Annotated in this window: 21 protein-coding genes; 10 read left to right on the forward strand and 11 right to left on the reverse strand. The window is 67.3% G+C overall.

Annotation, left to right across the window (positions count from 1 at the left end; translation table 11 throughout):
- Positions 1 to 178: 178 nt before the first annotated feature.
- The gene (trxA, locus tag ACJ7IV_RS11245) at positions 179 to 502 is read left to right on the forward strand and encodes a thioredoxin (protein WP_161431525.1); all 324 of its coding nucleotides are present in this window, start codon (positions 179 to 181) and stop codon (positions 500 to 502) included.
- An 81-nt stretch (positions 503 to 583) separates the two neighbouring features.
- Here the strand turns inward: trxA and ACJ7IV_RS11250 are convergent, their stop codons facing one another.
- Together ACJ7IV_RS11250 and serS are read right to left on the reverse strand one after the other, a co-directional pair.
- Positions 584 to 1,687 carry an AI-2E family transporter gene (locus ACJ7IV_RS11250; protein WP_483864460.1) on the reverse strand — a complete coding sequence of 368 codons (1,104 nt, stop codon included), beginning with the start codon at positions 1,685 to 1,687 and terminating at the stop codon, positions 584 to 586.
- Between the two features lie 132 nt (positions 1,688 to 1,819).
- On the reverse strand, positions 1,820 to 3,097 hold the full coding sequence (gene serS / locus ACJ7IV_RS11255; RefSeq protein WP_483864461.1) for a serine--tRNA ligase: 1,278 nt from the start codon (positions 3,095 to 3,097) through the stop codon (positions 1,820 to 1,822).
- A gap of 180 nt (positions 3,098 to 3,277) precedes the next feature.
- Here serS and ACJ7IV_RS11260 point away from each other — a divergent pair, with 180 nt between their 5' ends.
- Together ACJ7IV_RS11260 and ACJ7IV_RS11265 are read left to right on the forward strand one after the other, a co-directional pair.
- A complete protein-coding gene (locus tag ACJ7IV_RS11260; protein WP_483864462.1) occupies positions 3,278 to 6,490 on the forward strand; it encodes an FAD-binding and (Fe-S)-binding domain-containing protein in 3,213 nt (1,070 codons plus the stop codon).
- A gap of 139 nt (positions 6,491 to 6,629) precedes the next feature.
- Positions 6,630 to 8,429 (forward strand): cation:proton antiporter, encoded by a 1,800-nt coding sequence (locus tag ACJ7IV_RS11265; protein WP_483864463.1) that lies wholly within the window; start codon positions 6,630 to 6,632, stop codon positions 8,427 to 8,429.
- 179 nt (positions 8,430 to 8,608) lie between these two features.
- Here ACJ7IV_RS11265 and trpC read toward each other — a convergent pair whose 3' ends face one another.
- From trpC to rpe, 6 genes are all read right to left on the reverse strand, one after another.
- The gene (gene trpC, locus ACJ7IV_RS11270) at positions 8,609 to 9,412 is read right to left on the reverse strand and encodes an indole-3-glycerol phosphate synthase TrpC (protein ID WP_483864464.1); all 804 of its coding nucleotides are present in this window, start codon (positions 9,410 to 9,412) and stop codon (positions 8,609 to 8,611) included.
- Positions 9,413 to 9,455: 43 nt separating this feature from the next.
- Positions 9,456 to 10,475, reverse strand: coding sequence for an anthranilate phosphoribosyltransferase (gene trpD / locus ACJ7IV_RS11275; RefSeq protein ID WP_232912594.1), 1,020 nt, complete (start codon positions 10,473 to 10,475; stop codon positions 9,456 to 9,458).
- A gap of 16 nt (positions 10,476 to 10,491) precedes the next feature.
- Positions 10,492 to 11,100 (reverse strand): anthranilate synthase component II, encoded by a 609-nt coding sequence (locus ACJ7IV_RS11280; RefSeq protein ID WP_483864465.1) that lies wholly within the window; start codon positions 11,098 to 11,100, stop codon positions 10,492 to 10,494.
- A gap of 19 nt (positions 11,101 to 11,119) precedes the next feature.
- On the reverse strand, positions 11,120 to 12,616 hold the full coding sequence (gene trpE, locus ACJ7IV_RS11285) for an anthranilate synthase component I (RefSeq protein ID WP_483866580.1): 1,497 nt from the start codon (positions 12,614 to 12,616) through the stop codon (positions 11,120 to 11,122).
- Between the two features lie 253 nt (positions 12,617 to 12,869).
- Positions 12,870 to 14,048: a phosphoglycolate phosphatase gene (gene gph, locus ACJ7IV_RS11290; RefSeq protein ID WP_483864466.1), complete on the reverse strand. Its 1,179-nt coding sequence runs from the start codon at positions 14,046 to 14,048 to the stop codon at positions 12,870 to 12,872.
- 4 nt (positions 14,049 to 14,052) lie between these two features.
- Entirely contained in the window at positions 14,053 to 14,754 is a 702-nt protein-coding gene (gene rpe / locus ACJ7IV_RS11295; RefSeq protein WP_483864467.1) for a ribulose-phosphate 3-epimerase, read from the reverse strand.
- 190 nt (positions 14,755 to 14,944) lie between these two features.
- On the opposite strand from rpe, the gene msrP reads away from it, so the two are divergent.
- Positions 14,945 to 15,961, forward strand: coding sequence for a protein-methionine-sulfoxide reductase catalytic subunit MsrP (gene msrP, locus ACJ7IV_RS11300; RefSeq protein WP_483864468.1), 1,017 nt, complete (start codon positions 14,945 to 14,947; stop codon positions 15,959 to 15,961).
- Positions 15,961 to 16,581, forward strand: coding sequence for a protein-methionine-sulfoxide reductase heme-binding subunit MsrQ (gene msrQ, locus ACJ7IV_RS11305; protein WP_483864469.1), 621 nt, complete (start codon positions 15,961 to 15,963; stop codon positions 16,579 to 16,581). Before msrP ends, msrQ begins: the two co-directional genes overlap by 1 nt.
- Before the next feature lie 37 nt (positions 16,582 to 16,618).
- Here the strand turns inward: msrQ and ACJ7IV_RS11310 are convergent, their stop codons facing one another.
- Entirely contained in the window at positions 16,619 to 17,047 is a 429-nt protein-coding gene (locus ACJ7IV_RS11310) for a GNAT family N-acetyltransferase (RefSeq protein ID WP_483864470.1), read from the reverse strand.
- Between the two features lie 115 nt (positions 17,048 to 17,162).
- Here ACJ7IV_RS11310 and ACJ7IV_RS11315 point away from each other — a divergent pair, with 115 nt between their 5' ends.
- Positions 17,163 to 17,753 (forward strand): YajG family lipoprotein, encoded by a 591-nt coding sequence (locus tag ACJ7IV_RS11315; protein ID WP_483864471.1) that lies wholly within the window; start codon positions 17,163 to 17,165, stop codon positions 17,751 to 17,753.
- Between the two features lie 3 nt (positions 17,754 to 17,756).
- Here ACJ7IV_RS11315 and ACJ7IV_RS11320 read toward each other — a convergent pair whose 3' ends face one another.
- Together ACJ7IV_RS11320 and ACJ7IV_RS11325 are read right to left on the reverse strand one after the other, a co-directional pair.
- A complete protein-coding gene (locus tag ACJ7IV_RS11320; protein ID WP_483866581.1) occupies positions 17,757 to 18,398 on the reverse strand; it encodes a class I SAM-dependent methyltransferase in 642 nt (213 codons plus the stop codon).
- 22 nt (positions 18,399 to 18,420) lie between these two features.
- Positions 18,421 to 19,059 carry a TIGR04211 family SH3 domain-containing protein gene (locus tag ACJ7IV_RS11325; RefSeq protein ID WP_483864472.1) on the reverse strand — a complete coding sequence of 213 codons (639 nt, stop codon included), beginning with the start codon at positions 19,057 to 19,059 and terminating at the stop codon, positions 18,421 to 18,423.
- A gap of 436 nt (positions 19,060 to 19,495) precedes the next feature.
- Between ACJ7IV_RS11325 and miaB the strand changes: the two genes are divergently transcribed.
- The 4 genes from miaB to ACJ7IV_RS11345 all read left to right on the forward strand — a co-directional run bounded on the left by miaB (position 19,496) and on the right by ACJ7IV_RS11345 (position 23,463).
- Positions 19,496 to 20,839, forward strand: coding sequence for a tRNA (N6-isopentenyl adenosine(37)-C2)-methylthiotransferase MiaB (gene miaB, locus ACJ7IV_RS11330; protein WP_483864473.1), 1,344 nt, complete (start codon positions 19,496 to 19,498; stop codon positions 20,837 to 20,839).
- A gap of 166 nt (positions 20,840 to 21,005) precedes the next feature.
- On the forward strand, positions 21,006 to 22,100 hold the full coding sequence (locus tag ACJ7IV_RS11335) for a PhoH family protein (RefSeq protein ID WP_483864474.1): 1,095 nt from the start codon (positions 21,006 to 21,008) through the stop codon (positions 22,098 to 22,100).
- The gene (ybeY, locus tag ACJ7IV_RS11340; protein WP_483864475.1) at positions 22,097 to 22,585 is read left to right on the forward strand and encodes an rRNA maturation RNase YbeY; all 489 of its coding nucleotides are present in this window, start codon (positions 22,097 to 22,099) and stop codon (positions 22,583 to 22,585) included. Before ACJ7IV_RS11335 ends, ybeY begins: the two co-directional genes overlap by 4 nt.
- Positions 22,582 to 23,463, forward strand: coding sequence for an HlyC/CorC family transporter (locus ACJ7IV_RS11345; RefSeq protein ID WP_483864476.1), 882 nt, complete (start codon positions 22,582 to 22,584; stop codon positions 23,461 to 23,463). The genes ybeY and ACJ7IV_RS11345 overlap by 4 nt, the downstream gene beginning before the upstream one ends.
- Positions 23,464 to 23,466 lie beyond the last annotated feature (3 nt).

The raw sequence follows: 23,466 nt of genomic DNA on the forward strand, positions 1-23,466 counted from the left end.
ATCAACTATTAATGCATTTATAGCATATAATGCCAAGCGCCGCACAAGCCGCAATAGACATTCTCGATTTGCCAGCACTCCGGCCGACCGCTAACATCGGCCGACCGGACAGGCGACCCGCAAGGGGCGCCTGCCAACCCGATCCGCTCGATGCAGCGCAACGCAACTGGAGAACACCATGGCCAATAACGTCGATGTCACCAACGCCAACTTCGAGCAGGAAGTCCTCAAGGCCGACACGCCGGTGCTGCTCAAGTTCTGGGCACCCTGGTGCGGTCCCTGCAAGGTGATGGCACCGGTGGTCGACGAGGTCGCCGAGGAGCGCAGCGGCAACCTCAAGGTGGTCAGCATCAATGTCGACGATGCTCCCGAGATCGCCGCCGAGCAAGGCGTCCGCGGCGTACCCACCGTGATGCTTTTCAAGTCCGGCACCAAGGTCGCCTCGCTGGTCGGCGCCCAGTCCAAGTCACAGCTCAGCCAGTTCATCGAACAGAACGCCTGAGCGGCACTGTAGTACGCCGACGCCACTACACCGTCGACATCGCCCCGGCCGAAGCCGGGGCGATGTCGTTTCAGGCCCCTTTCAGCCCCCCTCTTCGTCGTGACGCTCGGAAGGCCGGCGATCCGCCTCGACCACTGCTGGCTCGTCGCCCGGCCCCAAGAGATGGGAGATCCAGCGGGTCTGGGGGTGGCTGTCCAGGGCGATCTTCAGGGTCATGGTCAGCACCACCGACAGCAGCATGCCCACCGCGCCGAAGATCCAGCCCCATACCACCAGAGACAGGAAGGCCACGAAGGTGGAGAGCCCCAGCGCCTTGCCCATCATGCGCGGCTCGACGATATTGCCGATCAGGAAGTTGATGCCCAGATAGGCCGACGCCAGCAGCAGGGCATCGATCAGACCACCCTGGGGCGAGACCAGCAGAAGCATCACCGGCGGCACCGCGGCGATGGCCGACCCGATATTGGGAATATAGTTGAGCGCAAAGGCGAGCACCGCCCAGAGCAGCGGAAAGTCCACCCCCACCAGCAGGCAGGCGACCCAGACCAGGGCGCCGGTCACCAGGCTGACCACCGTCTTTACCGCCAGGTAGCGCTTCAGGGTCAGGCTGAATTCGCTGAAGCGATCCAGGCTGGGAGCCGGGTTGGCCAGGGCGAAGGAGAGCTTGTCGCGGAAATTGAGGGTCTCGAAGAGCATGAACACCGCCAGTAGCCCGACCACGACACTCTGCATCAGCAGGTTGCCTACTTCCCCGATCAGGGCCGGGATCCAGCCGCCCAGCTGTTCGGCATCCAGCAGCTCGGCCAGGCGATCGGTATCGATGGCCAGACCCAGGCGCGACAGGCCATCCAGCAGCCCCAGGTAGTAGTCATAGAGCTTCTGCTCGATGCCCGGCAGGGCATCGACGAAGGTGCCGAAGCTGTTGACCAGCAGCAGGCCCAGCAGCGAGATGACCCCGCCGATCACTATCAGGGTCAGCCATACCGAGAGGCGCAGCCCCAGACCATGGCGGTTGAGCCACAGTACCGGTGCGGTGCAGATCACCGCGATAAAGGCCGCCAGCAGCATGGGTACCAGCAGGCTGGCACCGGCCCGCATACCGGCCACGATCACCACCAGCGCCGCCAGCCCCAGCACCAGGTTCAGCGGTATGATGCCCGTCGTATCCTCGTCAGCATCCCTCATCAGCATCTCCCTAGCCGTTCATGGCCTTCATCATGCCCCTTCGCCAGGACGGCAACAATCGACAGCAATGTCTCCAGAACGCCGAACCCCCGCCGCCGGCGGGGGTTCGATGCACCCAGGCACTGGGCGAGGCTATAGATTGATCGCTTCCTGCCCCCCCATATAGGGACGCAAGGCCTCGGGCACGGTCACCGAGCCGTCGGCGTTCTGGTAGTTCTCCAGCACCGCTACCAGGCAGCGTCCCACCGCCAGGCCGGAGCCGTTGAGGGTATGCAGCAGCTGAGGCTTCTTCTGCTCGGGGCCGCGGAAGCGTGCCTGCATGCGCCGCGCCTGGAAGTCCTCGCAATTGGAGACCGAGGAGATCTCGCGGTAGGTCTCCTGGCTGGGGATCCATACCTCCAGGTCGTAGGTCTTGGCGGCGCCGAATCCCATGTCGCCGCTGCACAGGGTCACCACCCGGTAGGGCAGCTCGAGGGCCTGGAGAATCGCCTCGGCGTGGCCGCGCATCTCCTCCAGCACCGTGTAGCTGTGCTCCGGCTCGACCATCTGCACCATCTCCACCTTGTCGAACTGGTGCTGGCGGATCATACCGCGCGTATCGCGGCCATGGGAGCCCGCCTCGCTGCGGAAGCAGGGCGTATGGGCGGTGAGCTTCACCGGCAACGCCTTGGCGTCGAGGATCTCGTCACGGGCAAAGTTGGTCAGCGGCACCTCGGCGGTAGGGATCAGGTGGTAGCCACGCTCATCGTCCAGCCTGAACAGGTCCTCGCCGAACTTGGGCAGCTGGCCGGTGCCGCGCAGCGAGGCCTCGTTGACCATGTAGGGCACGTAGCACTCCTCGTAGCCATGCTCCTGGGTCTGCTTGTCGAGCATGAACTGTGTCAGCGCACGGTGCAGCCGCGCGATGGGTCCGCGCATCACCGCGAAACGCGCCCCGGTCAGCTTGGCGGCCAGGTCGAAGTCGAGGTCCCCCTTCAGTTCGCCCAGGTCGACGTGGTCGCGAACCGTGAAGTCGAACTCGCGGGGGGTGCCCCAGCGGTGCAGCTCGACGTTGTCGCTCTCGTCGGCCCCCTCGGGCACGCTCTCGTGGGGCAGGTTGGGAATGCCGCTCACCGCATCGTCCCACTCGGCCTGGACCTCGGCCAGACGCGTCTTGGCGCCATCCAGGCGCTCGCCCAGGTCACTCACTTCGTGGAGCAATGGCTGGATATCCTCGCCCGCTGCCTTGGCCTTGCCGATCGCCTTGGAGCGGGTGTTGCGCTCGGCCTGCAGCGACTCGGTCTCGGCCTGCAGCTCCCGGCGCCGGGACTCCAGCGCCGAGAGGCGTTCGGTGTCCAGGGCGAAGCCCCGCTTGGCGAGTCGTTGGGCGACCGTCTCGAGGTCGCTGCGCAGCAGTTTGGGATCGAGCATGGAATCGGTCCGTTGCAGTCGGTGATTGGAGGTGTCGGCCGCGGGGAGACGGCGGCAGGAAACAGGCTGACCATTGTAGGCAAAAGGCGAAAGTGGCGCCACGCGAACCGGCCGCCGGGATGCGCCCTCGGGCCCCGCGCGGTAAAGTAGGCCCATTCACGCTTCCTCACGAAGATGCCCATGATCGCTCGACTGGACACCACCGATGTCGGCACCGCCCCCGGGCTTGCCGCACCCTACCTGCGTTTTCTCGAGGCCCTGAAGGCCGCCGGTTTCGAGGGCGAGATCGCCCCGGACTATGCCGATCGCACGGTGCTGGCCACCGACAACTCCATCTACCAGCGCCTACCCCAGGCCGCGCTCTACCCCCGCCACGGCGAGGACCTGCAGCGCATCGCCCACCTGGCCGGCCAGGTCGAGCACCGCCAGGTGGTGCTCACCCCCCGCGGCGGTGGCACCGGCACCAACGGTCAGTCGCTCACCGACGGCCTGGTGGTGGACGTGTCGCGGCACATGAACCGGATTCTCGAGATCGACGTGGAGAACCGCCGGGTGCGGGTCCAGGCCGGGGTGGTCAAGGACCAGCTCAACGCGGCGCTCAAGCCCCACGGGCTGTTCTTCGCCCCCGACCTCTCGACCTCCAATCGCGCCACCATCGGCGGAATGATCTCCACCGACGCCAGCGGCCAGGGCAGCTGCGAGTACGGCAAGACCCGTGACCACGTGCTCGAGCTCGAGGCACTCCTACTGGGCGGCGAGAGGCTGGTGAGCCGGCCGGTGGCGGAGAGCGAGCTTCAGACACTGTGTGCCTCCGAGACCACCAGCGGCCGTGCCTACCGTATCGCCCGGGAGGTCATCGATACCCAGGGCGAGCTGATCCGGGCCAAGTTTCCGCCCCTCAACCGCTGCCTGACCGGCTACGACCTGGCGCACCTGAGAGACGACCGAGGCCGGCTCGACATGAACAGCCTGCTGTGCGGCTCTGAGGGGTCGCTGGGCTTGCTCGACGAGGCGGTGCTCAACGTGCTGCCGATCCCCAGGCACTCGACCCTGGTCAATGTGCGCTACGCCAGCTTCATGGATGCCCTGCGCGACGCCAAGGCGCTCAAGGCCAGTTCCGCCGCCCCCACCTCCATCGAGACGGTGGACGACCGGGTGCTGACCCTGGCCATGGAGGACTTCGTCTGGGACAGCGTGGCGGAGTTCTTCCCCGCCGGTGAGACGCCGGTGCGCGGCATCAACCTGGTGGAGTTCAACGATGATGACCCCGAGCGCCTGAGTGAGCGCGTCGAGGCCTTCTGTTGCCACCTGGAGAGTGACCACAGCGTCGAGCGCCTGGGCTTCACCCTGGCCGAGGGGCGCGGGCAGATCCAGCAGGTCTACGGGATGCGCAAACGCGCCGTGGGCCTGCTGGGCAACGCCAGGGTCGATGCCAAGGGCGAGAAGCGCCCCATCCCCTTTGTCGAGGACACCGCGGTTCCCCCGGAGCATCTGGCCGACTTCATCGCCGAGTTCCGGGCCGCCCTCGACGCCCGGGGCCTCGAGTACGGCATGTTCGGCCACGTGGATGCCGGGGTGCTGCACGTGCGCCCCGCCATCGACATGAAGGACCCGACCCAGGAGCGGCTGATCCGCGAGGTCTCCGACGAGGTGGCCGAGCTGACCCGCAAGTACGGCGGCCTGCTGTGGGGGGAGCACGGCAAGGGGGTGCGCTCGGAGTACGCACCGAGGTTCTTCGGCGAGCTCTACCCCAGCCTGCAGCGGATCAAGGCGGCCTTCGATCCCCACAACCAGTTGAACCCCGGCAAGATCGCGACACCGCTTTCCTCTTCTACCCCACCCGCCCCCGTGGGGAGCCCGCCCGAAGCCGCGGGATGCCCCCCCGACGCCGAGGGAGCAACCTCGCAAACCAGCACCGCCGATCAGGCGGAGGCGGTCAAGTGGGTGGACCCGGGGCTGCTGACCATCGATGGTGTGCCAACCCGGGGCCAGCTCGACCGCACCATCGACGAGCGGGTGTGGCAGGCCCACGCCGCCACCGTCTACTGCAACGGCAACGGTGCCTGCTACAACTACGATCCCGACGACGCCATGTGTCCGTCGTGGAAGGCCACCCGCGACCGCATCCACTCCCCCAAGGGGCGCGCCAGCCTGGTCCGCGAGTGGCTGCGCCTGCAGGGCGAGGCCGGCATCGACCTGGTCGAGGAGTCGCGAAAGAAGAAGGCCGAGGGTGCCTGGGGCTTCGTCAGGGACTTCCCGAAGCGGCTCGGCAACACCCTGGCCAGGCGGCGCGGCGAGAAGGACTTCTCCCACGAGGTCTACGACGCCATGGCCGGATGCCTGGCCTGCAAGTCCTGTGCCGGCCAGTGCCCGATCAAGGTCAACGTGCCGGACTCCCGCACGCAGTTCCTCGAGGTCTACCACGGCCGCTACCTGCGCCCGGTGCGCGACTACCTGATCGGCGGCCTGGAGTTCATGGTCCCGACCCTGTCGCGCATCGCCCCGCTCTACAATGCCGCCCTGGGCAACCGGCTGGTGGAACGCCTGCTGGCCGGCCCCGTCGGCATGGTTGACAGCCCCCGGCTCTCCCGCGCCAGCCTCAGGAAGCAGCTGGCGGCCTGGGGCGTGGCGGAGGCGACACCGACCTCGCTGGGCCTGCTCACCGATGCCCAGAAGGCGCGCAGCGTGGTGATCGTCCAGGACGCCTTCACCAGCTACTTCGAGGCCCGGCTGGTCATGGATATCGTCGAGCTGTTGAGCCGGCTGGAGTTCCGGGTCTTCGTGGCCCCCTACTCTCCCAACGGCAAGCCGCTCAACGTGCAGGGCTTCCTGGGTGCCTTCGAGCACACCGCCGCGAAGCAGGCCGAACGACTCGGGATGCTGGCCGAGTCCGGGGTTCCGCTGGTGGGCATCGACCCGGCCATGACCCTCACCTATCGCCAGGAGTACGTGAAGGCGCTGGGGGCCGACGCCGTGCCCGAGGTATTGATGCTGCAGGAGTGGCTGGCCGCTCTCCTGCCGACCCTTGCCCCCCGCCGACTGGCGGCGACAAGGCCCGGATACCGGCTGCTCTCGCACTGCACCGAGAAGACCAACGCCCCGGGCAGCCCCAAGGCCTGGCAGCAGTTGTTCAACGCCTTCGGCCTGGAGCTCGAGCTGGTCTCGACCGGCTGCTGCGGCATGTCCGGCACCTACGGCCACGAGGCGCGCAACCTCGAGACCTCGAAGACCATCTACGCCCAGTCGTGGCAGCCGGTGGTCGAGGACGAGGCCAGCGCCGGCCACCTGCTGGCCACCGGCTACTCCTGCCGCAGCCAGGTGAAGCGCCTGTCGGAGACTGCCCTGCCGCATCCGCTGCAGGCGCTGCTGGACGAGCTCAAGCGGCAGGGTTAGGGCCGCACTGCCCAAGCCGGGAGGCGCCAGGAACAGGCGCCTCCCGGGCGAGTCACTCGAGCAACTGCGGCATCACACGTATAGCGCAACCCATCGGTAGTGGCTAATCTGCAGAGTGGACCCCACCTGGAGCCTTGCCATGGACAGCCCCGCCGTACTCCTCACCGGCATCGGCCTGCTCTCCCTCGCCTGCCAGTGGCTGGCCTGGCGACTGCGGGTGCCCGCCATCCTGCCGCTGCTGATTACCGGGATCCTGGTGGGGCCGGCAAGCGGCCTGCTCGACCCGGACGCCCTGCTCGGCGACCTGCTCTTCCCGCTGGTCTCGCTGGCCGTGGCGGTGATCCTCTTCGAGGGCAGCCTGACCCTCAACCTCTGCGAACTGCGCGGCCATGGCCATACGGTGCGCCGGCTGGTCACCTGGGGCGCGCTGATCACCGCCGTGATCAGCACCCTGGCAGCCCACTGGCTGCTGGGGCTGACCTGGGGAATGGCCAGTGTGCTCGGCGCCCTGCTGGTGGTCACCGGGCCCACGGTGGTGCTGCCACTGCTCAAGACGCTGCGCGCCAGGGAGTCACTCTCCCGGATCCTGCGCTGGGAAGGCATCCTCATCGACCCGGTGGGTGCCATCGGAGCTGTACTGGTCTACGAGTTCGTGGTCATCGGCTCGGCAGGCGACCCTTTCACCCACACCCTGGCGCTGTTCGGCTTCACCCTGGTGATCGGCTTCGGCCTGGGCGGTGCCGGCGGCTACCTGTGGGGCTGTGTGCTGCGCCACCACTGGCTGCCACGCCAGCTACACAGCTTCGGCACCCTGATGGTGATGCTGGCGCTCTTCACCCTCTCCAACCAGCTGTTCCATGAATCGGGGCTGCTTACCGTGACCGTGATGGGCGCCTGGCTGGCCAACATGAAGCGGGTACCCACCGAGCCGATCATCGAGTTCAAGGAGACCCTGACGGTCCTGCTGATCTCCGGGCTCTTCATCCTGCTGGCCGCCCGCCTGCGGCTGGACCAGCTCGCCCTGCTCGGCTGGCCGGCATGGGCGTATCTCGCCGTGCTGATGCTGGTGGCCCGCCCCGTGGCGGTATGGTTGTGCACCCTGGGCAGCGGCCTCGAGTTCAGGGAGAAGGCGCTGCTGGCGTGGATCTCCCCCCGCGGCATCGTCGCCGCCGCGGTGGCCTCGCTGTTCGCGCTGAAGCTGGAGGAGCAGGGCGTGGAGGGCGCCGAGATGCTGGTGCCGGTCACCTTCCTGGTGATCATCGCCACCGTGGTGATCCAGAGCCTGCTGTCACGCCCCATCGCCAGGGCACTGGGGGTGATGACGCCACCGCCCAGCGGCTTCCTGATCCTCGGCGCCAACCCGGTGGCCCGCGTGATCGCCCAGGCGCTGCAGCAGGCCGGCTTCGCCGTGCGCCTGACCGACACCGACCGTGAGGCGCTGGAAGCGGCGCGCATGGCGGGTCTGCCCGTCTACTACGGCAAGCCCCACTCCGAACATGCCGAGAGCCATCTGGAGCTCACCGGCCTGGGCCACTTCCTGCCCCTCTCGCCCTATCGCGAGGCCAACGACCTGGCGGCGCTGCATTTTGCCGAGCAGTTCGCTCCCGGCAAGGTATTTCGCATCGAGGCCAGCAGGGATGACCAGGCCGAGCGCCAGCGTCCTCGAGACCTGGCCGAACTGCCGCGGCTGTTCGGGGAGAAGGTCAGCTGGGCCGACCTGGCCAGCCGGGTCGCCCGTGGCGCCGAGGTGCGCATGGCACGCCTGCATGAGGATCACGACTTCGCCGCCTATCGCCGCGACCACGACGACCGGCTGCTGGCACTCTTCTGCCTCGACGCCAAGGGACATGTGCGGGTAGCCAGCGACCGAAGCGAACTCGACCCGCAGCCCGGCGAGACGGTCATCTGCCTGATCGATCCGACGTCACCGGCGTTCTGACGCCCGAGTGACTCAAGCGGTTCGATTGCTCGGCGCGCCCGAGCCTACCTGACGCCATGCCCTGGCGGCGGCGAAGGAGATTGTCTCCGCAGTGCCGAGACAATCTCCTGCTACATCCTGAGGCACCAAAACGGCAGGGGCCGGCAGATGCCGGCCCCTGGGTTACTTGCCAGGATGACTCAGAAGAACAGCCGTCTAAGCGCCTGGCCGGGATCGGCCTCGCGCATAAAGGCCTCGCCGACGAGGAAGGCGTTGACGTCGTGCTCGCGCATGCGCAGCACGTCGCCGGGGGTGTGGATGCCGGACTCTGTGACCACGGTGACACCGCCGGGAATACGCGGCAGCAGCTCCAGGGTGGTGTCCAGGGTGGTGTCGAAGGTGTGCAGGTCGCGGTTGTTGATGCCCACCAGGGTGAGGTCCAGTTTGAGTGCCCGCTCCAGCTCATGGGCGTCATGGACCTCCACCAGCACGTCCATGCCCAGTTCCAACGCCTGGCGGTGCAGGTCAGCCAGCTGGGTGTCGTCCAGGGCCGCGACGATCAGCAGGATGCAGTCGGCGCCGATGGCGCGAGCCTCGCTGACCTGATAGCCGTGGGTGATGAAGTCCTTGCGGATCACCGGCAGCTTGCAGGCGTCGCGGGCCTCGATCAGGAAGTCCTCATGGCCCTGGAAGAAGTCGGCGTCGGTGAGCACCGAGAGGCAGGCGGCACCGCCCTCGGCGTAGCTGGCGGCGATCTCGCCGGGGCGGAACTCCTCGCGGATCACCCCGCGGGAGGGCGAGGCCTTCTTGATCTCGGCGATCACCGCCGGGTCGCCCTGGGCAATGCGCCGCGCCAGCGCCGCATTGAACCCCCGCGGCGCCCCCTGCTCGGCGGCCAGGCGCAGCAGCTCGGCCTCGGACACGGCGCGGGCGCGCTCAGCGACCTCCTCCTCCTTGCGCTGGAGGATGCGGGTCAGGATGGTCGGGGTACTGGAACCGCTCATGGGGTGACTCCTCTGGGGGGTGCGCTGAGAGAGCGAAGGGCGCTCACTGCAGGAAGACGCGGGTGAAATTGGCCAGTTCCTTGAGCTTCTCCAGGGGGAGCTTCGAGGCCTGGGCATCCTGGGCCAGTGCCACCCCCTCCTTTAAACTGTCGGCCACGTCGGCGGCATAGAGGGCCGCGCCGGCGTTCAGCGACACGATGTCCGCCGCCGGCCCCTCTCCCACCAGGGCCTGTTCCACCAGGCGCAGGCTCTCCTCGGCGGAGGCGACCCGCAGCGGATCCAGGGACTGGCGCTTGATGCCGAGCTCATCGGGAGTGATCACGTACTCTTGGATCTCGCCCTCCCTGAGCTCGGCCACCAGGGTAGGCTGGGCGAGGGATATCTCGTCCAGGCCATCCTCGGCGTGCACTACCAGTACATGGCGGCTGCCCAGGCGACGCAGCACATCGGCCATCAGCGGCACCAGTTCCGGGGCGTAGACGCCCAGCACCTGGTTGGGGGCGCCGGCGGGGTTGGTCAGGGGCCCCAGGATGTTGAACAGGGTGCGCACGCCCATCTCACGGCGCGGCGCGACCGCGTAGCGCATCGCCGGGTGGTGGTTGGGGGCAAACATGAAGCCCACGCCCACCTGCTCGATGCAGCGCGCCACCTGCTCGGCATCGAGGTCGAGGTGGATACCCGCCACGGCAAAGAGGTCGGCACTGCCCGACGAGGAGGAGACGCCGCGGTTGCCGTGCTTGGCCACGTGGCCGCCGGCGGCGGCGACCACGAAGCTCGCCGCGGTGGAGACGTTGAACAGGTTGGCGCCATCGCCACCGGTGCCGACGATGTCCACCACGTTGTCCGCCTGGAGGTGGACCGGCTTCATCAGTTCGCGCATCACCTGGGCGGCGGCGCTGATCTCCTCGGCGGTCTCGCCCTTCATGGCCATGCCCATCAGGAAGGCGGCGATCTGCGGGTCGCTGACCTCCCCGGTCATGATCTGGCGCATCACCTCATGGGTCTCGGCGAAGCTGAGGTTCTCGCGGCGCATCAGGGCCCCGAGGGCATCTCGCATCTGCATCATGGTTCTCCTCGAATCAGGCACGGCCCAGCGGCGCCTGGGGGCGACGCTTCAGGAAGTTGGCCAGCAGCTCGTGGCCCTGGCGGGTCAGGATCGACTCGGGATGGAACTGCACACCCTCCACATCCAGTTCGCGGTGGCGCAGCCCCATGATCAACCCCGGCGTGATGTCATTGTCATCGGTCCAGGCGGTCACCTCCAGGCACTCGGGAAGTGTCTCCCGCTCAACCACCAGGGAGTGATAGCGGGTCACCTCCAGGGGGTCCTCCAGGCCCGCGAAGACCCCAAGTCCCGAGTGGCGGATGGCCGAGGTCTTGCCGTGCATCACCTGGGGGGCGCGCACCACCTTGCCACCATAGACCTGACCGATGGCCTGGTGGCCCAGGCAGACGCCGAGTATCGGCAGGCGCCCGGCGAAGTGGCGGATGGCCTCCATGGAGATGCCCGCCTGGTCGGGGGTGCAGGGGCCCGGCGAAATCACCAGGTGGGTCGGGGCCATGGCCGCGATCTCGTCGAGGGTGATGGCGTCGTTGCGGTAGGTCTCAACCTCGGCACCCAGCTCGCCCAGGTACTGCACCACGTTGAAGGTGAAGCTGTCGTAGTTGTCGATCATGCAGACTTTCATGGGTCTCTCCGCCACCGGGCTATTCGAGGTTGTCCAGGCCACGCTCGGCCATGGCCACGGCGCGGAACAGCGCCCGCCCCTTGTTGAGGGTCTCCTGCCACTCCATCTCGGGCACCGAATCGGCGACGATGCCGGCGCCGGCCTGGACGTGCAGCTGGCCATCCTTGATCACCGCGGTGCGGATGGCGATGGCGGTATCCAGGTTGCCGTGCCAGGAGAGGTAGCCCACCGCCCCGGAATAGATGCCGCGCTTGACCGGCTCGAGCTCGTCGATGATCTCCAGGGCGCGGATTTTGGGCGCGCCGGAGACGGTGCCCGCCGGGAAGGTGGCGCGCAGGGCATCCATGGCGGTGAGGCCCGGCGCGAGTCGCCCGGTGACGTTGGAGACGATATGCATGACGTGGGAGTAGCGCTCCACCACCATCTCCTCGGTGACCTTCACCGAGCCGGTCTCGCTGATGCGGCCGACGTCGTTGCGCCCCAGGTCGATCAGCATCAGGTGCTCGGCACGCTCCTTGGGATCGGCCAGCAGCTCCGCCTCCAGCTCACGGTCCTCGGCCTCGGTGCGGCCGCGCTTGCGGGTGCCGGCGATGGGACGCACGGTCACCTCGCCCTCCTCCAGGCGGGTGAGGATCTCCGGCGAGGAGCCGGCCACCTGGTGATCGCCCAGGTCGAGGAAGAACATGTAGGGCGACGGGTTGAGGCTGCGCAGTGCCCGATAGAGGTCCAGCGGCGCGGCGCGATAGGGAATCGACATGCGCTGCGAGGGCACGCACTGCATGACGTCGCCGGCCAGCACGTACTCCTTGATGGTCTCTACCGCGGCCTTGAAGCCCGCCTCGGTGAAGCCGGAAGTGAAGTCGCCCTCCTCCACCGCGGCGCTGCCGGTGCCGGGGCTCACGGTGTTGAGGGTGGCGCTGCGCAGGCGAATCTCCAGCGCCTCCAGGCGCTCAACGGCGCTGGCATAGGCGCCGGGCTCGGCCGGATCGGCATGCGTCCACAGCGTCAGGCGACCGGAGAGGTTGTCGAACACCACCAGTTCATCGCACACCATCAGCAGGATATCCGGCACGCCCAGCGGGTCGGGCTTGGCGGCAGCGACCTCGCTGCGCAGGCGCGGCTCGATATAGCGGATGGTGTCATAGCCGAAGTAGCCCACCAGGCCACCGTCGAAGCGCGGCTGGTCGTCCAGGCGCGGCACCTTGAAGCGCGCCTGGAACTGTTCGATCCAGGCCAGCGGGTCCTCGACCTCGGCGGCGCCGTGGAGTTCGCCGTCGACGATATGGCTGATGCTGAAACCACGCACCTCGATGCGCTCGCGACAGGGCAGGCCGATGATCGAGTAGCGCCCCCACTTCTCGCCGCCCTGCACCGACTCCAGCAGGAAGGTCCAGGGCGCATTGGCGAGCTTCATGTAGGTGGAGAGCGGGGTGTCGAGATCGGCCAGTACCTCACGGGTGACCGGGATGCGGTTATAGCCGGCATCGGCCAGCTCATGAAAGCGTTCGGGGGTCATCATGCCCGGAATCCTCGATAAGACGGGTTGGCAATGGCAGGCGCCCAGGCGCCGCGGCTCAAGCGAGTGGAGTGAGCATCACCATCGCCAGCCGCCCCGGGCGGGCGACCGGGCAGGCAGGAAGGCGGCATGGGGGGCGCCGCTGGAGCGGGTGTTGTCCGTGAACATGCGGGTGGTCATCGAGGGGGTGTCCGCGTCTTATATCAATAACATATTGAAAAGGCTCTACCTTATAGCAATAGCCAAGCTCACGTTAAACGAGTTCCGCCAGCGATTCAACCACGCCATCCGGGCCGCTGTCGCGCACCGGCTCGCCGTGATTGTAGCCGTAGGGAACCGCCAGGGTGCGGAAACCCGCGGCCTTGCCGGCGGCGACATCGTGGCGTGAGTCTCCCACCATCAGGCACGCCCCAGGCGAAACATCGAAGTGGGCCGCGACAAGCAGCAGCGGTGCCGGATGCGGCTTCTTCTCGGGGAGGCTGTCGCCACCCAGGCAAAGGGCGAAGTGCGCGTCGAGCCCTACGCCCTTCAGCAGCGGCGCGATAAAGGCATGGGGCTTGTTGGTCACCAGCGCCAGGGGCAGGCCACGGTCGCGCAGGGCATCCAGGCACTCGCGCACTCCCGGGTAGAGCCGGGTATGGGCCCCGGGGTCGCGGCCGTAGTGGTCGAGGAAGGCGGCGTGAGCGCGCTCCAGCAGGGTGCTGTCCACTTCTTCGGCATCCACTGGCATGGCGCCACCAGATGAGGCGCCACCAGGCGAGGCGCCGGGGACTGATCGTAGAGGGGGTCCTATGCCAGGGATGGCATCGGTAGCGCCCAGGGAGGGGTTCACAGCGCCCCCTCGGAGATCAGTCGCCGGATCAGCCTCGCCGCTTCCGGCGAGTACTGCATGCCGCAGCGCGCGCCCCATCAATACCCGGGAGCCGTTGCCGACCCAGTCGCGCACCCGCGCCTCCCCGGCGACGGGCAGGCCCAGTTCGGCCAGGGCCGCGTCCACGGCGATGGCCAGGTCGGGCACCGAGTCGATCAGGGTGCCGTCGAGGTCGAAGGCCACCAGTTCGATGCCATCGAGAATGGGGTGCATGCTCGCTCCTTGTACTCTGTGGGGCCCCTGCCCCGTGGGCAGGCTTGGCGGAGTCCCCCTCGCCAGCAGCCAGTCCCGCTTCTGTGCCGCAGTAAGTCGCTTGATCCGGGCCTCCAGGCGCAGCGCCTCGCCGCGACTGCCAACCGGCTCGTGGTGGCGCAACGCCAGCGGGCCCTTGCCGCGCAGCGCCTTGGCGCCACGCCCCGCGGCGTGCTCGGCGAGACGTCGCGCCACGTCGGTGGTTATGCCGGTGTAGAGCGCACCGCCGGCGGTCTCCAGCAGGTAGAGGTGCCACACCGCCACCTTCTCCGCGGGACACTCGTCGGGCCTGGAACGGGTCCCGTTCACCGGCTCAGCGCACGCCGGCTAGCTGCTCGCGAAACTCGCGGATCACGCCGTCGTAACGGTGCGGGTCCGCCGCGTTACGCGCCTTGAACACCGCCGAGCCGGCCACGAAGGTGTCGGCGCCCGCCCGGGCGATCTCGGCGATATTGTCGACCTTCACCCCGCCATCCACCTCCAGGCGGATATCACGGCCGGAGGCATCGATGCGCCGACGCGCCTCGCGCAGCTTGTCCAGGGTGGCGGGAATGAAGGACTGGCCGCCGAAGCCGGGGTTGACGCTCATCAGCAGCACCATGTCGACCTTGTCCATCACATAGTCGAGATAGGAGAGCGGCGTGGCCGGATTGAACACCAGGCCGGCCCGGCAGCCACCGTCGCGGATCAGCTGCAGGGAGCGGTCGATATGGTCGGAGGCCTCGGGATGGAAGGTGATGATGCTGGCCCCGGCGGCGATGAAATCGCCGATCAGCTGGTCGACGGGGCGCACCATCAGGTGCACGTCGATGGGCGCGGTCACGCCGTGCTTGCGCAGTGCCGCGCAGACCATGGGCCCGATGGTCAGGTTGGGCACATAGTGATTGTCCATCACATCGAAGTGGACGATATCGGCGCCGGAGGCGAGAACATCGTCCACCTCCTCACCCAGCCGGGCAAAATCGGCGGAGAGGATCGAAGGCGCGATCTGGAAATCGCGGGTCGCGTCGGTCATGGCAGGGGTCCCGAGTCGATGACGAGAGGGCACATTCTACCAGACCGCCCCACCACCGGCAGGCGCCGGATGCCTCACCGCAGGACATGGCCTGAAATGGCACGAAATTACCCACCAATTCGAAATGAATCTCATGCGAGAGTGTCACAGTAGCCAGAGCTTGCCGCCCTCACCCCATTGGAGCCATTTCATGCTGATCAAGATCGCCAGACCCAGTGACCTGCACGAGTTCGATGTGACACCGGAATCCATCTACCTCTCCCGACGACGCTTCATGGGCGGCATGGCGAGCCTGGGTGCGGGACTCGCCCTTTCCGGCCAGGCCCACGCCAGCGCCGACTACGCGGACGTCCCCGATGGCGATGCGCCGGCCTGGCTGAAGGAGAAGATCGACGCCACCCGCTGGCAGGCGATTACCCCGAGCGACCCCGAGAAGGACAAGCTCGCTCCTTACGACGACGCCAGCGGCTACAACAACTTCTACGAGTTCGGCTCCGGCAAGTCCGATCCGGCTCGCCATGCAGGCAGCCTGGAAACCCAGCCGTGGAGCGTGGTGGTGGATGGCGAGGTCAACAACGGCGGGCGCCTGGCGCTGGAGGATCTCGCCAGGCCCTCGCAATTCGAGGAGCGCATCTATCGCCTGCGCTGCGTCGAGGCCTGGTCGATGGTGATTCCCTGGCTGGGCATTCCCCTCGCCGAGGTGATCAAGCGGGCCGAGCCCACCAGCAAGGCCCGCTACGTGCGCTTCGAGACCCTGGTCGACCCCGAGCAGATGCCGGGACAACGCTCCGCCTTCTCGCTGATCGACTGGCCCTACGTGGAGGGGCTGCGCCTGGACGAAGCCATGCATCCGCTGACGCTGCTTGCCCTGGGGATGTATGGCCGTGAACTGCCCAACCAGAACGGCGCCCCGCTGCGCCTGGTGGTGCCCTGGAAGTATGGCTTCAAGAGCATCAAGTCGATCGTGCGCATCTCGCTGGTGGCGGAGCAGCCGCTCAACTCCTGGCAGCAAATCGCGCCCGATGAGTACGGCTTCTACGCCAACGTCAATCCGCAGGTCGACCACCCCCGCTGGAGTCAGGCCACCGAACGGCGCCTGCCCAACAGCCTCTTCAGCCCCAACACCATCGATACCCAGATGTTCAATGGCTACGCCGACGACGTCGCCGAGCTTTATGCGGGGCTGGATCTGCGGGTGAACTACTGATGGCCACCCGGAACACATGGCGAACGTGGCGAGTGGGGGTATTCCTCGCGGCCCTGGCTCCGCTGGTGGTGTGGGGCTGGCAGGTGGCCAATAACGCCGCTGGGCCCGAGCCGGGGCGCTACCTGCTGCTGAATATCGGCACCGGCGCCCTGTGGATGCTGCTGCTCACCCTTAGCCTCACGCCATTGACCCGACTCACTCGCTGGAAGGGCTTCACCCTGATCCGCCGGCAACTTGGCCTGTGGACACTGGCCTACGCCACCCTGCACATGCTCAGTTACGCACTGTTCATACTGGGGCTTGACTGGGCCATGCTGGGCAGCGAGCTGGTCAAACGGCCCTACATCATCGTCGGCATGCTGGCGCTGATCGGCCTTGCCGCGCTGGGAGCCACCTCCAACCGCTGGTCGATGCGTCGCCTGGGCAAGCGCTGGAAGACCCTGCACCGGCTCGCCTACCCCATCCTGGGACTGGTACTGCTGCACTTCTTGTGGGTGGTACGCGCCGATCTCGGCGAGTGGGCGATGCATGCCGCCATCGCGGCGCTGGTCATGGCGACCCGCCTGCCGCCGGTGGCTCGTACACTACCCAGGATACGTTATCGCCTCGCTGGCACGTAGCGCCTGTCGCCTTGGCACTCCAGGGTGCTTCGCCGGCTCAGCGCTCCCAGGCCATCAGTGTCTCGCTCTCGCCGCTGAGCGGTTCGACACGTTCCTCCACGGCGCGAAAGCCCAGCCGATGGTAGAAGGAGACTGCACGCACGTTGCGTGAGTAGACACACAGGGTCAGGCGCTCGTGGCCGGCCATGGCGTGGGCCATCAGCCGCGAACCGTGGCCATAGCTCTGCACTTCCGGGTCGATGAACAGCGCCTCGAGGTGGTCGCCGTTGAGGGCGGCGAAACCGATCACCCTGCCCTCGACTTCCAGCACCGCGACCTCCTCGGCCTGGGGCAGGTTCTCTCGCGCCATGGCCTCGGCGCGGGACGACCAGAACGCCTCGGGAATGAAGGGGTGGGCACGGATCGAGGCACGCAGCCAGATATCGACCAGCCCGGGAATCTCCTCGGCGGTAGCGGGACGGATCATGTCTCGACTCCTTCGACGTATGACAACAGTGTAAGCGAGGGGGCGACGTCGTACCCTGAGCGAGTACCCGGCGCTATACTGCGCCCCGAACTCACCCTCGATACGGGAGCTTTCCATGCTGCGTCGACGCTTTCTTCGCCTTTCTCTGGCCCTGGTCGCCACCGGCTGGCTGGCCGGCTGCGCCGCACCCCAGACCCTGCAGCTTGACCCGAAACGCAGCGCCGAGGTACCGGTGACCGGCAGCGGCCAGGCGATCACGGTGATCGCCGCGGACGGTCGCGACAGCGAGGTGATCGGCACCCGCACCGGCAGCGCCATGTCCACCGCCACCATTACCGTCTACGCCCACGAACTGATGCCGCGCCTGCAGCGCGAGGCCGAGCGAGCGGTGCGCGAGATGGGCTTCGAGCCCACCACCCAGCGCGCCGAAGGACGCCCCAGCCTGACCCTGACACTCGACCACCTGGGCTATGCCCGCGGCCAAAGCCGCCCGGTGATCGGCGAGGCTCGCATGGAGGCGGTATTCGTCGCCGAGGCAGTCAATGGCGGCACGACCTATACCGGCACCTACACCTCTCGGCGCACCCAGAGCTTTGCCGTGCGTCCGGACCAGGAGGCCAATAGCCGGATGATCAACGACCTGCTCTCCGACGGCCTGGACCGTGCCTTCCGGGATCCCGAACTGGGCCGCCTGCTGGCCCGCTGAGGGTCAGTCGATGGGGCCGCGGCGCACCATGGCCCAGACATGCTCTTGGAAACCGCTGCCCGGCTCCGGATCACCCCGCTCCAGCAGGGTGATCTGGAAGTTGGGCTCGAACAGCTCGCGCACCTCCGCTTCCGGCACGTGGAACGGCGGACCGGCCAGTTCCTCTCCGGCGGTCCGGTTGAGGCTGATGAACAGCCCCCTGGCCCCGGGCGGAATCAGCTGGGCCAGATGGAAGGCGTAGCGTTGGCGGGTGGCGGGTGGCAGGGCGATCAGGGCAGCGCGATCGTAGAAGGCGCCGATCTCGGCCGCCTGGGCGATATGGAAATGGAAGAAGTCGCCACACCAGAGTTCGACATTGCCCTGGCGGCATATCTCGAACCCCGCCTGGCGATAGCGAGAGACGGGCTCGCCCCCCTCGTCGAGAAACTGCTCGACCGCCTGGGAGGCCAGCTCGATGCCCAGCACCGGGTGGTCGTGACGACCCAGCCAGCGCATGTCGTGGCTCTTCCCGCATAGCGGCACCAGCACCTTGACGCCGGGGCGCACGCCCAGCAGCGGCCAGTGATGGCGCAGCGCGGGATGCGGCGCGTCACGATGGAAGCCGATGCGCCCCTCGCGCCAGCGCGCCAGCCACTCGTTCTCCATGTCTCCCTTTACCTCCATGCACTCAGAACCAGCGATCGCGCTTGCGGCGGCGACGCGGCAGATGGGGGACGATCAGGCCGACCAGCAGGCCGGCACCGGCCACCCCACCGCCATACATGAAGTAGCGCATCAGCAGGTCCTGCTCCTGGGTGTTGAGGCGCGCCTCGAGCTCACGCACGGCCTGCCGGGAGCGTTCCGCCTCGGCATCCAGCTCGTGATTGCGCGACTCCAGCTCGGCGACCCGGGCCTCGCGAACCTCCAGGGTCTCACGCAGCGCGGCGGTGCGCTGCTCCCACTCCTCATCGATGCCGTCGAGTTCGGCATCCAGCTCGGCCACCCGCTGCTCCAGCTCGGGCAGGCGCACCTGGGCACTGGGGGCCTCCTGAATCTCGCGACTGAGCACCCAGACGTCGTCGCCACCGGGGCCGCGGACGCGGGTATAGTCGCCGCTGGTCTCCAGCCGCTCCACCGGCTCGCCGGCGGTGAGGGTGCCGACGATGCGGTAGCCATCGGTGGGACCGCTGCGCACATAGGTGGTCAGGGAGTCGGAGACCCAGACGGTATCGTTCTGTTCCTGGGCCGCCAGCGGCAGGGCCAGCAGGCCAAGTAGCGTACCCAGGCAGAGGCCCAGGCCGGTTCGTGTGCTGTGGTGTGTCGTCATGCCATGATCCTGACTGAAGCGTACTGACTGAAGCGGCGTGCCGGAAAACAGCCTGGCCCTGGGGCGGTCGCATCCCGGATACCCGGCAACGACGCCGCAATGGTTATTCACAGCTTCTGTGGACAACCGGCGGGACAACCCGGGGAAAGTCGTCCGCTGGCAGCGCCACACCGCCGCTTTCGGGTTGCTGATCATTACCTGACCAGAGGTCCGCCCCGACGACCGGGTCCGCTAGGTTAGCATACTCGCCCTGGCCAGGCGGCGGGCTGGTTCCGCACGGGCACGGCACGTATAATGGGCGCCTGTTTTCAACGATGGCCCGGACGGCCACCGCCATCCATTGCCGCGCCGCCGGCGGTCCGCCGCCGTGAGTGTCGCGCATCCCTGAACCCACCGGTGACAGACGTCGGGCGCCTGGCGCCACGACCCAATCCTTATGGCGAAGAAACTCTTCATCAAGACGCACGGCTGCCAGATGAACGAGTACGATTCCGCGCGCATGGCGGATCTGCTCGGCGAATCTCACCAGCTCGAGCTCACCGACGACGAGCGCGATGCCGACGTCATCCTGCTCAATACCTGCTCCATCCGCGAGAAGGCCCAGGAGAAGGTGTTCCACCAGCTGGGGCGCTGGAAGAAGCTCAAGGAGGCCAACCCCGACCTGGTGATCGGCGTGGGTGGCTGCGTGGCCAGCCAGGAGGGCGAGGCGCTGCGCAAGCGCGCGCCCCATGTCGACATGGTGTTCGGCCCCCAGACCCTGCACCGGGTGCCCTCCATGCTCGACTCACGACAGCAGGAGCAGATCTCGGTGGTCGACGTGACCTTCCCGGAGATCGAGAAGTTCGATCACCTGCCCAAGCCGAGCTCCGACGGCGCCACCGCTTTCGTCTCGGTCATGGAGGGGTGCTCCAAGTACTGCACCTTCTGCGTGGTGCCCTACACCCGCGGCGAGGAGGTCTCGCGGCCCTTCGAGGCGGTGATGGACGAGGTCATCCACCTGGCCGACCAGGGCGTGCGCGAGATCAACCTGCTCGGCCAGAACGTCAACGCCTACCGCGGCCTCAACCAGCTGGGCGACGAGATCGACCTGGCCGAGCTGATCAGTTGCGTGGCGGCGGTGGAGGGCATCGATCGCATCCGCTTCACTACCTCTCATCCGGTGGAGTTCTCCGACAGCCTGATCGAGGCCTATGGCGAGATCCCCGAGCTGGTCAGCCACCTGCACCTGCCGGTACAGGCTGGCTCGGATCGGGTGCTTGCCGCCATGAAGCGCGGCCACGGCGTGGAGGAGTATGTCGAGAAGCTCGAGCGCATCCGCGCGCTGCGCCCCGATATCAGCTTCTCCTCGGACTTCATCATCGGCTTCCCCGGCGAGACCGAGGCGGACTTCGAGGCCACCATGGACCTGATCCATCGCATTGGCTTCGATCACTCCTTCAGCTTCGTTTACTCGGCACGCCCCGGCACTCCGGCGGCCTCCCTCGAGGACGACACCCCGGAGGAGGTCAAGAAGCAGCGCCTGGCGATCCTCCAGGAGCGCATCAACCAGCAGACCATGCAGATCAGCCGGCGCATGGTAGGCACCACCCAGCGCATCCTGGTCACCGGCTTCGCACCGCGGGACCCAGGCCAGCTCTCCGGCCGCACCGAGAACAACCGGGTGGTCAACTTCCGTGCCCCCAACCCCACCGAGCTGATCGGCTACTTCGTCGACGTGGAGATCACCGAGGCACTGCCCAACTCGCTGCGCGGCGAGCTCGCCTCGCCGGAGATCTACTGAGCCAGACAAGGGGTATTGCTGCCGGGGCTGATCCGGCGGCAGGCCCCCGGCGCCCCTAGGCTCGAGCACCACATTCCGAACGCGATAGCCCTTCACACATTGCCCCGGCAAACGCCGGGGCAGTAAGCTGAACCTACACATTCATCATCCAGGGGACCCGCCCGTCTTGAGCCAGCCAGCCTCCCAGGCCAACCGCATCATCACCCTGACCCTCGAGCCCAACGACCCGCGCCGCCTGGCCAATCTCTGCGGCCAGCGTGACGAGCACCTCAAGCTGGTGGAGTCGCGCCTGGGCATCACCCTGCGCAACCGCGGCAATATCTTCCAGCTGGCCGGGCCCATCCACCGGGTCAAGGCCGCCGCCAATGTGCTCGAGCACCTCTACCGCGAGACCGAGGCCAGCGACCTGGAGCCGGATACCGTGCACCTCTTCCTGCAGGAGTCCGGCCAGCAGGCGCTCGAGGAGGACGAGGGAGATGCCGACACCGCCGAGGTGCTGATCCGCACCCCACGCACCCTGATCAAGCCCCGCGGCCTCAACCAGCAGGGCTATGTGCAGAGCATCCGTGCCCACGACATCAACTTCGGCATCGGCCCGGCGGGTACCGGCAAGACCTACCTGGCCGTGGCCGCGGCGGTGGAGGCCCTCAACCAGCAGGAGGTGCGCCGCATCCTGCTGGTGCGCCCGGCGGTGGAGGCCGGCGAGAAGCTCGGCTTCCTGCCCGGCGACCTGGCCCAGAAGATCGACCCCTACCTGCGCCCGCTCTACGATGCCCTCTACGAGATGATCGGCTTCGAGCAGGTGGCCAAGCTGATCGAGCGCCAGGTGATCGAGATCGCCCCGCTGGCCTACATGCGCGGGCGCACCCTCAACAACGCCTTCATCATCCTCGACGAGAGCCAGAACACCACCCGCGAGCAGATGAAGATGTTCCTGACGCGTATCGGCTTCGGCTCCACCGCGGTGATCACCGGCGACGTCACCCAGGTCGACCTGCCCCGCGGCCAGAGCTCGGGGCTGATCCAGGTCCTCGAGGTGCTCAAGGGCACCCCCGGCATCGGCGTCACCCACTTCGCCGCCAAGGATGTGGTGCGCCACCCGCTGGTGCAGCGCATCATCGAGGCCTACGACAGCTTCGAGGCCGAGCAGGAGGCCGCCGAGCGCGCCCGCAAGGAGGCCAAGGAGCAGGAACGCGAGGCCCTGCGTCAGGAGCGCCAGGAACGCCTGGAGCGTCTCGACCGCGAACGAGGCGAGTCATGAACCAGCCCTGGGTCGACCGTCAGGTGGCCATCGCTGCCGAAGGGCTGCCAGACCAGGCGGAGCTGGAGGCCTGGGTCGGCGCGGTGCTCTGCCGGCATGAGGTCGATGCCGACAGCGAGCTCAGCGTGCGCCTGGTCGACGCCGAGGAGAGCCAGGCGCTGAACCGCGACTACCGCGGCAAGGACCGCCCCACCAACGTGCTCTCCTTCCCCTTCGAGAACCCGCCCGGCGTCAGCCTGCCGCTGCTCGGCGACCTGGTGATCTGTCACCCGGTGGTGGTGGCCGAGGCCGCCGAGCAGGACAAGTCGCTGCACGATCACTACGCTCACATGGTGGTTCACGGTACCCTTCACCTGCTCGGCTATGACCATCTCGAGGATGACGAGGCCGAGGCCATGGAGGCGCTGGAGCGCGAGATCCTGGCCGAACTGGGCATCGCCGACCCTTACCGGACCGCACCCGAGGACGAGAGAACTGACTCATGAGCGAAGACCGATCGAGTAGCCAGGGCAACCGCTCCTGGCTCGAGAAACTGCTGGGGGCGCTCTCCAGCGACAGCGACGAACCCAGCTCCCGGGACGAGCTACTGGAGTTCCTGCGCCAGGCGGGAGGTCGCCTGAAGCTCGAGCAGGATGCCATGATGATCATCGAAGGCGCCCTGAAGATCAGTGACCAGCAGGTTCGCGAGGTGCTGATCCCGCGCTCCCAGGTCACCGCCATCGCCATGGACCAGCCCCTGGAGGAGTACCTGCCGGTCATCCTCGAGACCGGTCACTCCCGCTATCCGGTGATCGGCGAGAATCTCGACGAGGTAAACGGCATCCTGCTGGCCAAGGACCTCCTGCCGCTGCTGCGCAGCGGCCAGGAGAACGGCAGGCCCTTCCGCCTCGAGGAGGTGGTGCGCCAGGCACTCTTCGTGCCGGAATCCAAGCGCCTCAACAGCCTGCTCAAGGAGTTCCAGAGCACCCACAACCATATGGCGATCGTGGTCGACGAATATGGCGGTACCGCCGGCATCGTCACCATCGAGGATATCCTCGAGGAGATCGTCGGCGAGATCGAGGACGAGCATGACGCCGACGAGGAGGAGGATATTCGCGAGCTGGGCGACGGGCGCTACGCCATCCGCGCCCTGACGCCCATCGAAGACTTCAACGAACGTTTCCAGACCCACTTCTCCGACGAGGAGTTCGACACCCTCGGCGGACTGGTGATGCAGCGCTTCGGCCACCTGCCCGCCCGCGGCGAGCACGCCGTCATCGGCGGCTGGCGCTTCACGGTGCTCAACGCCGACAACCGCCGCATCCGACTGCTCGAGGCCGAGCCCTGCGACGAGGACGACGGCCTCGACGACAACGACTGACGC

It is taken from the genome of Halomonas sp. C10-5, from assembly GCF_057169305.1.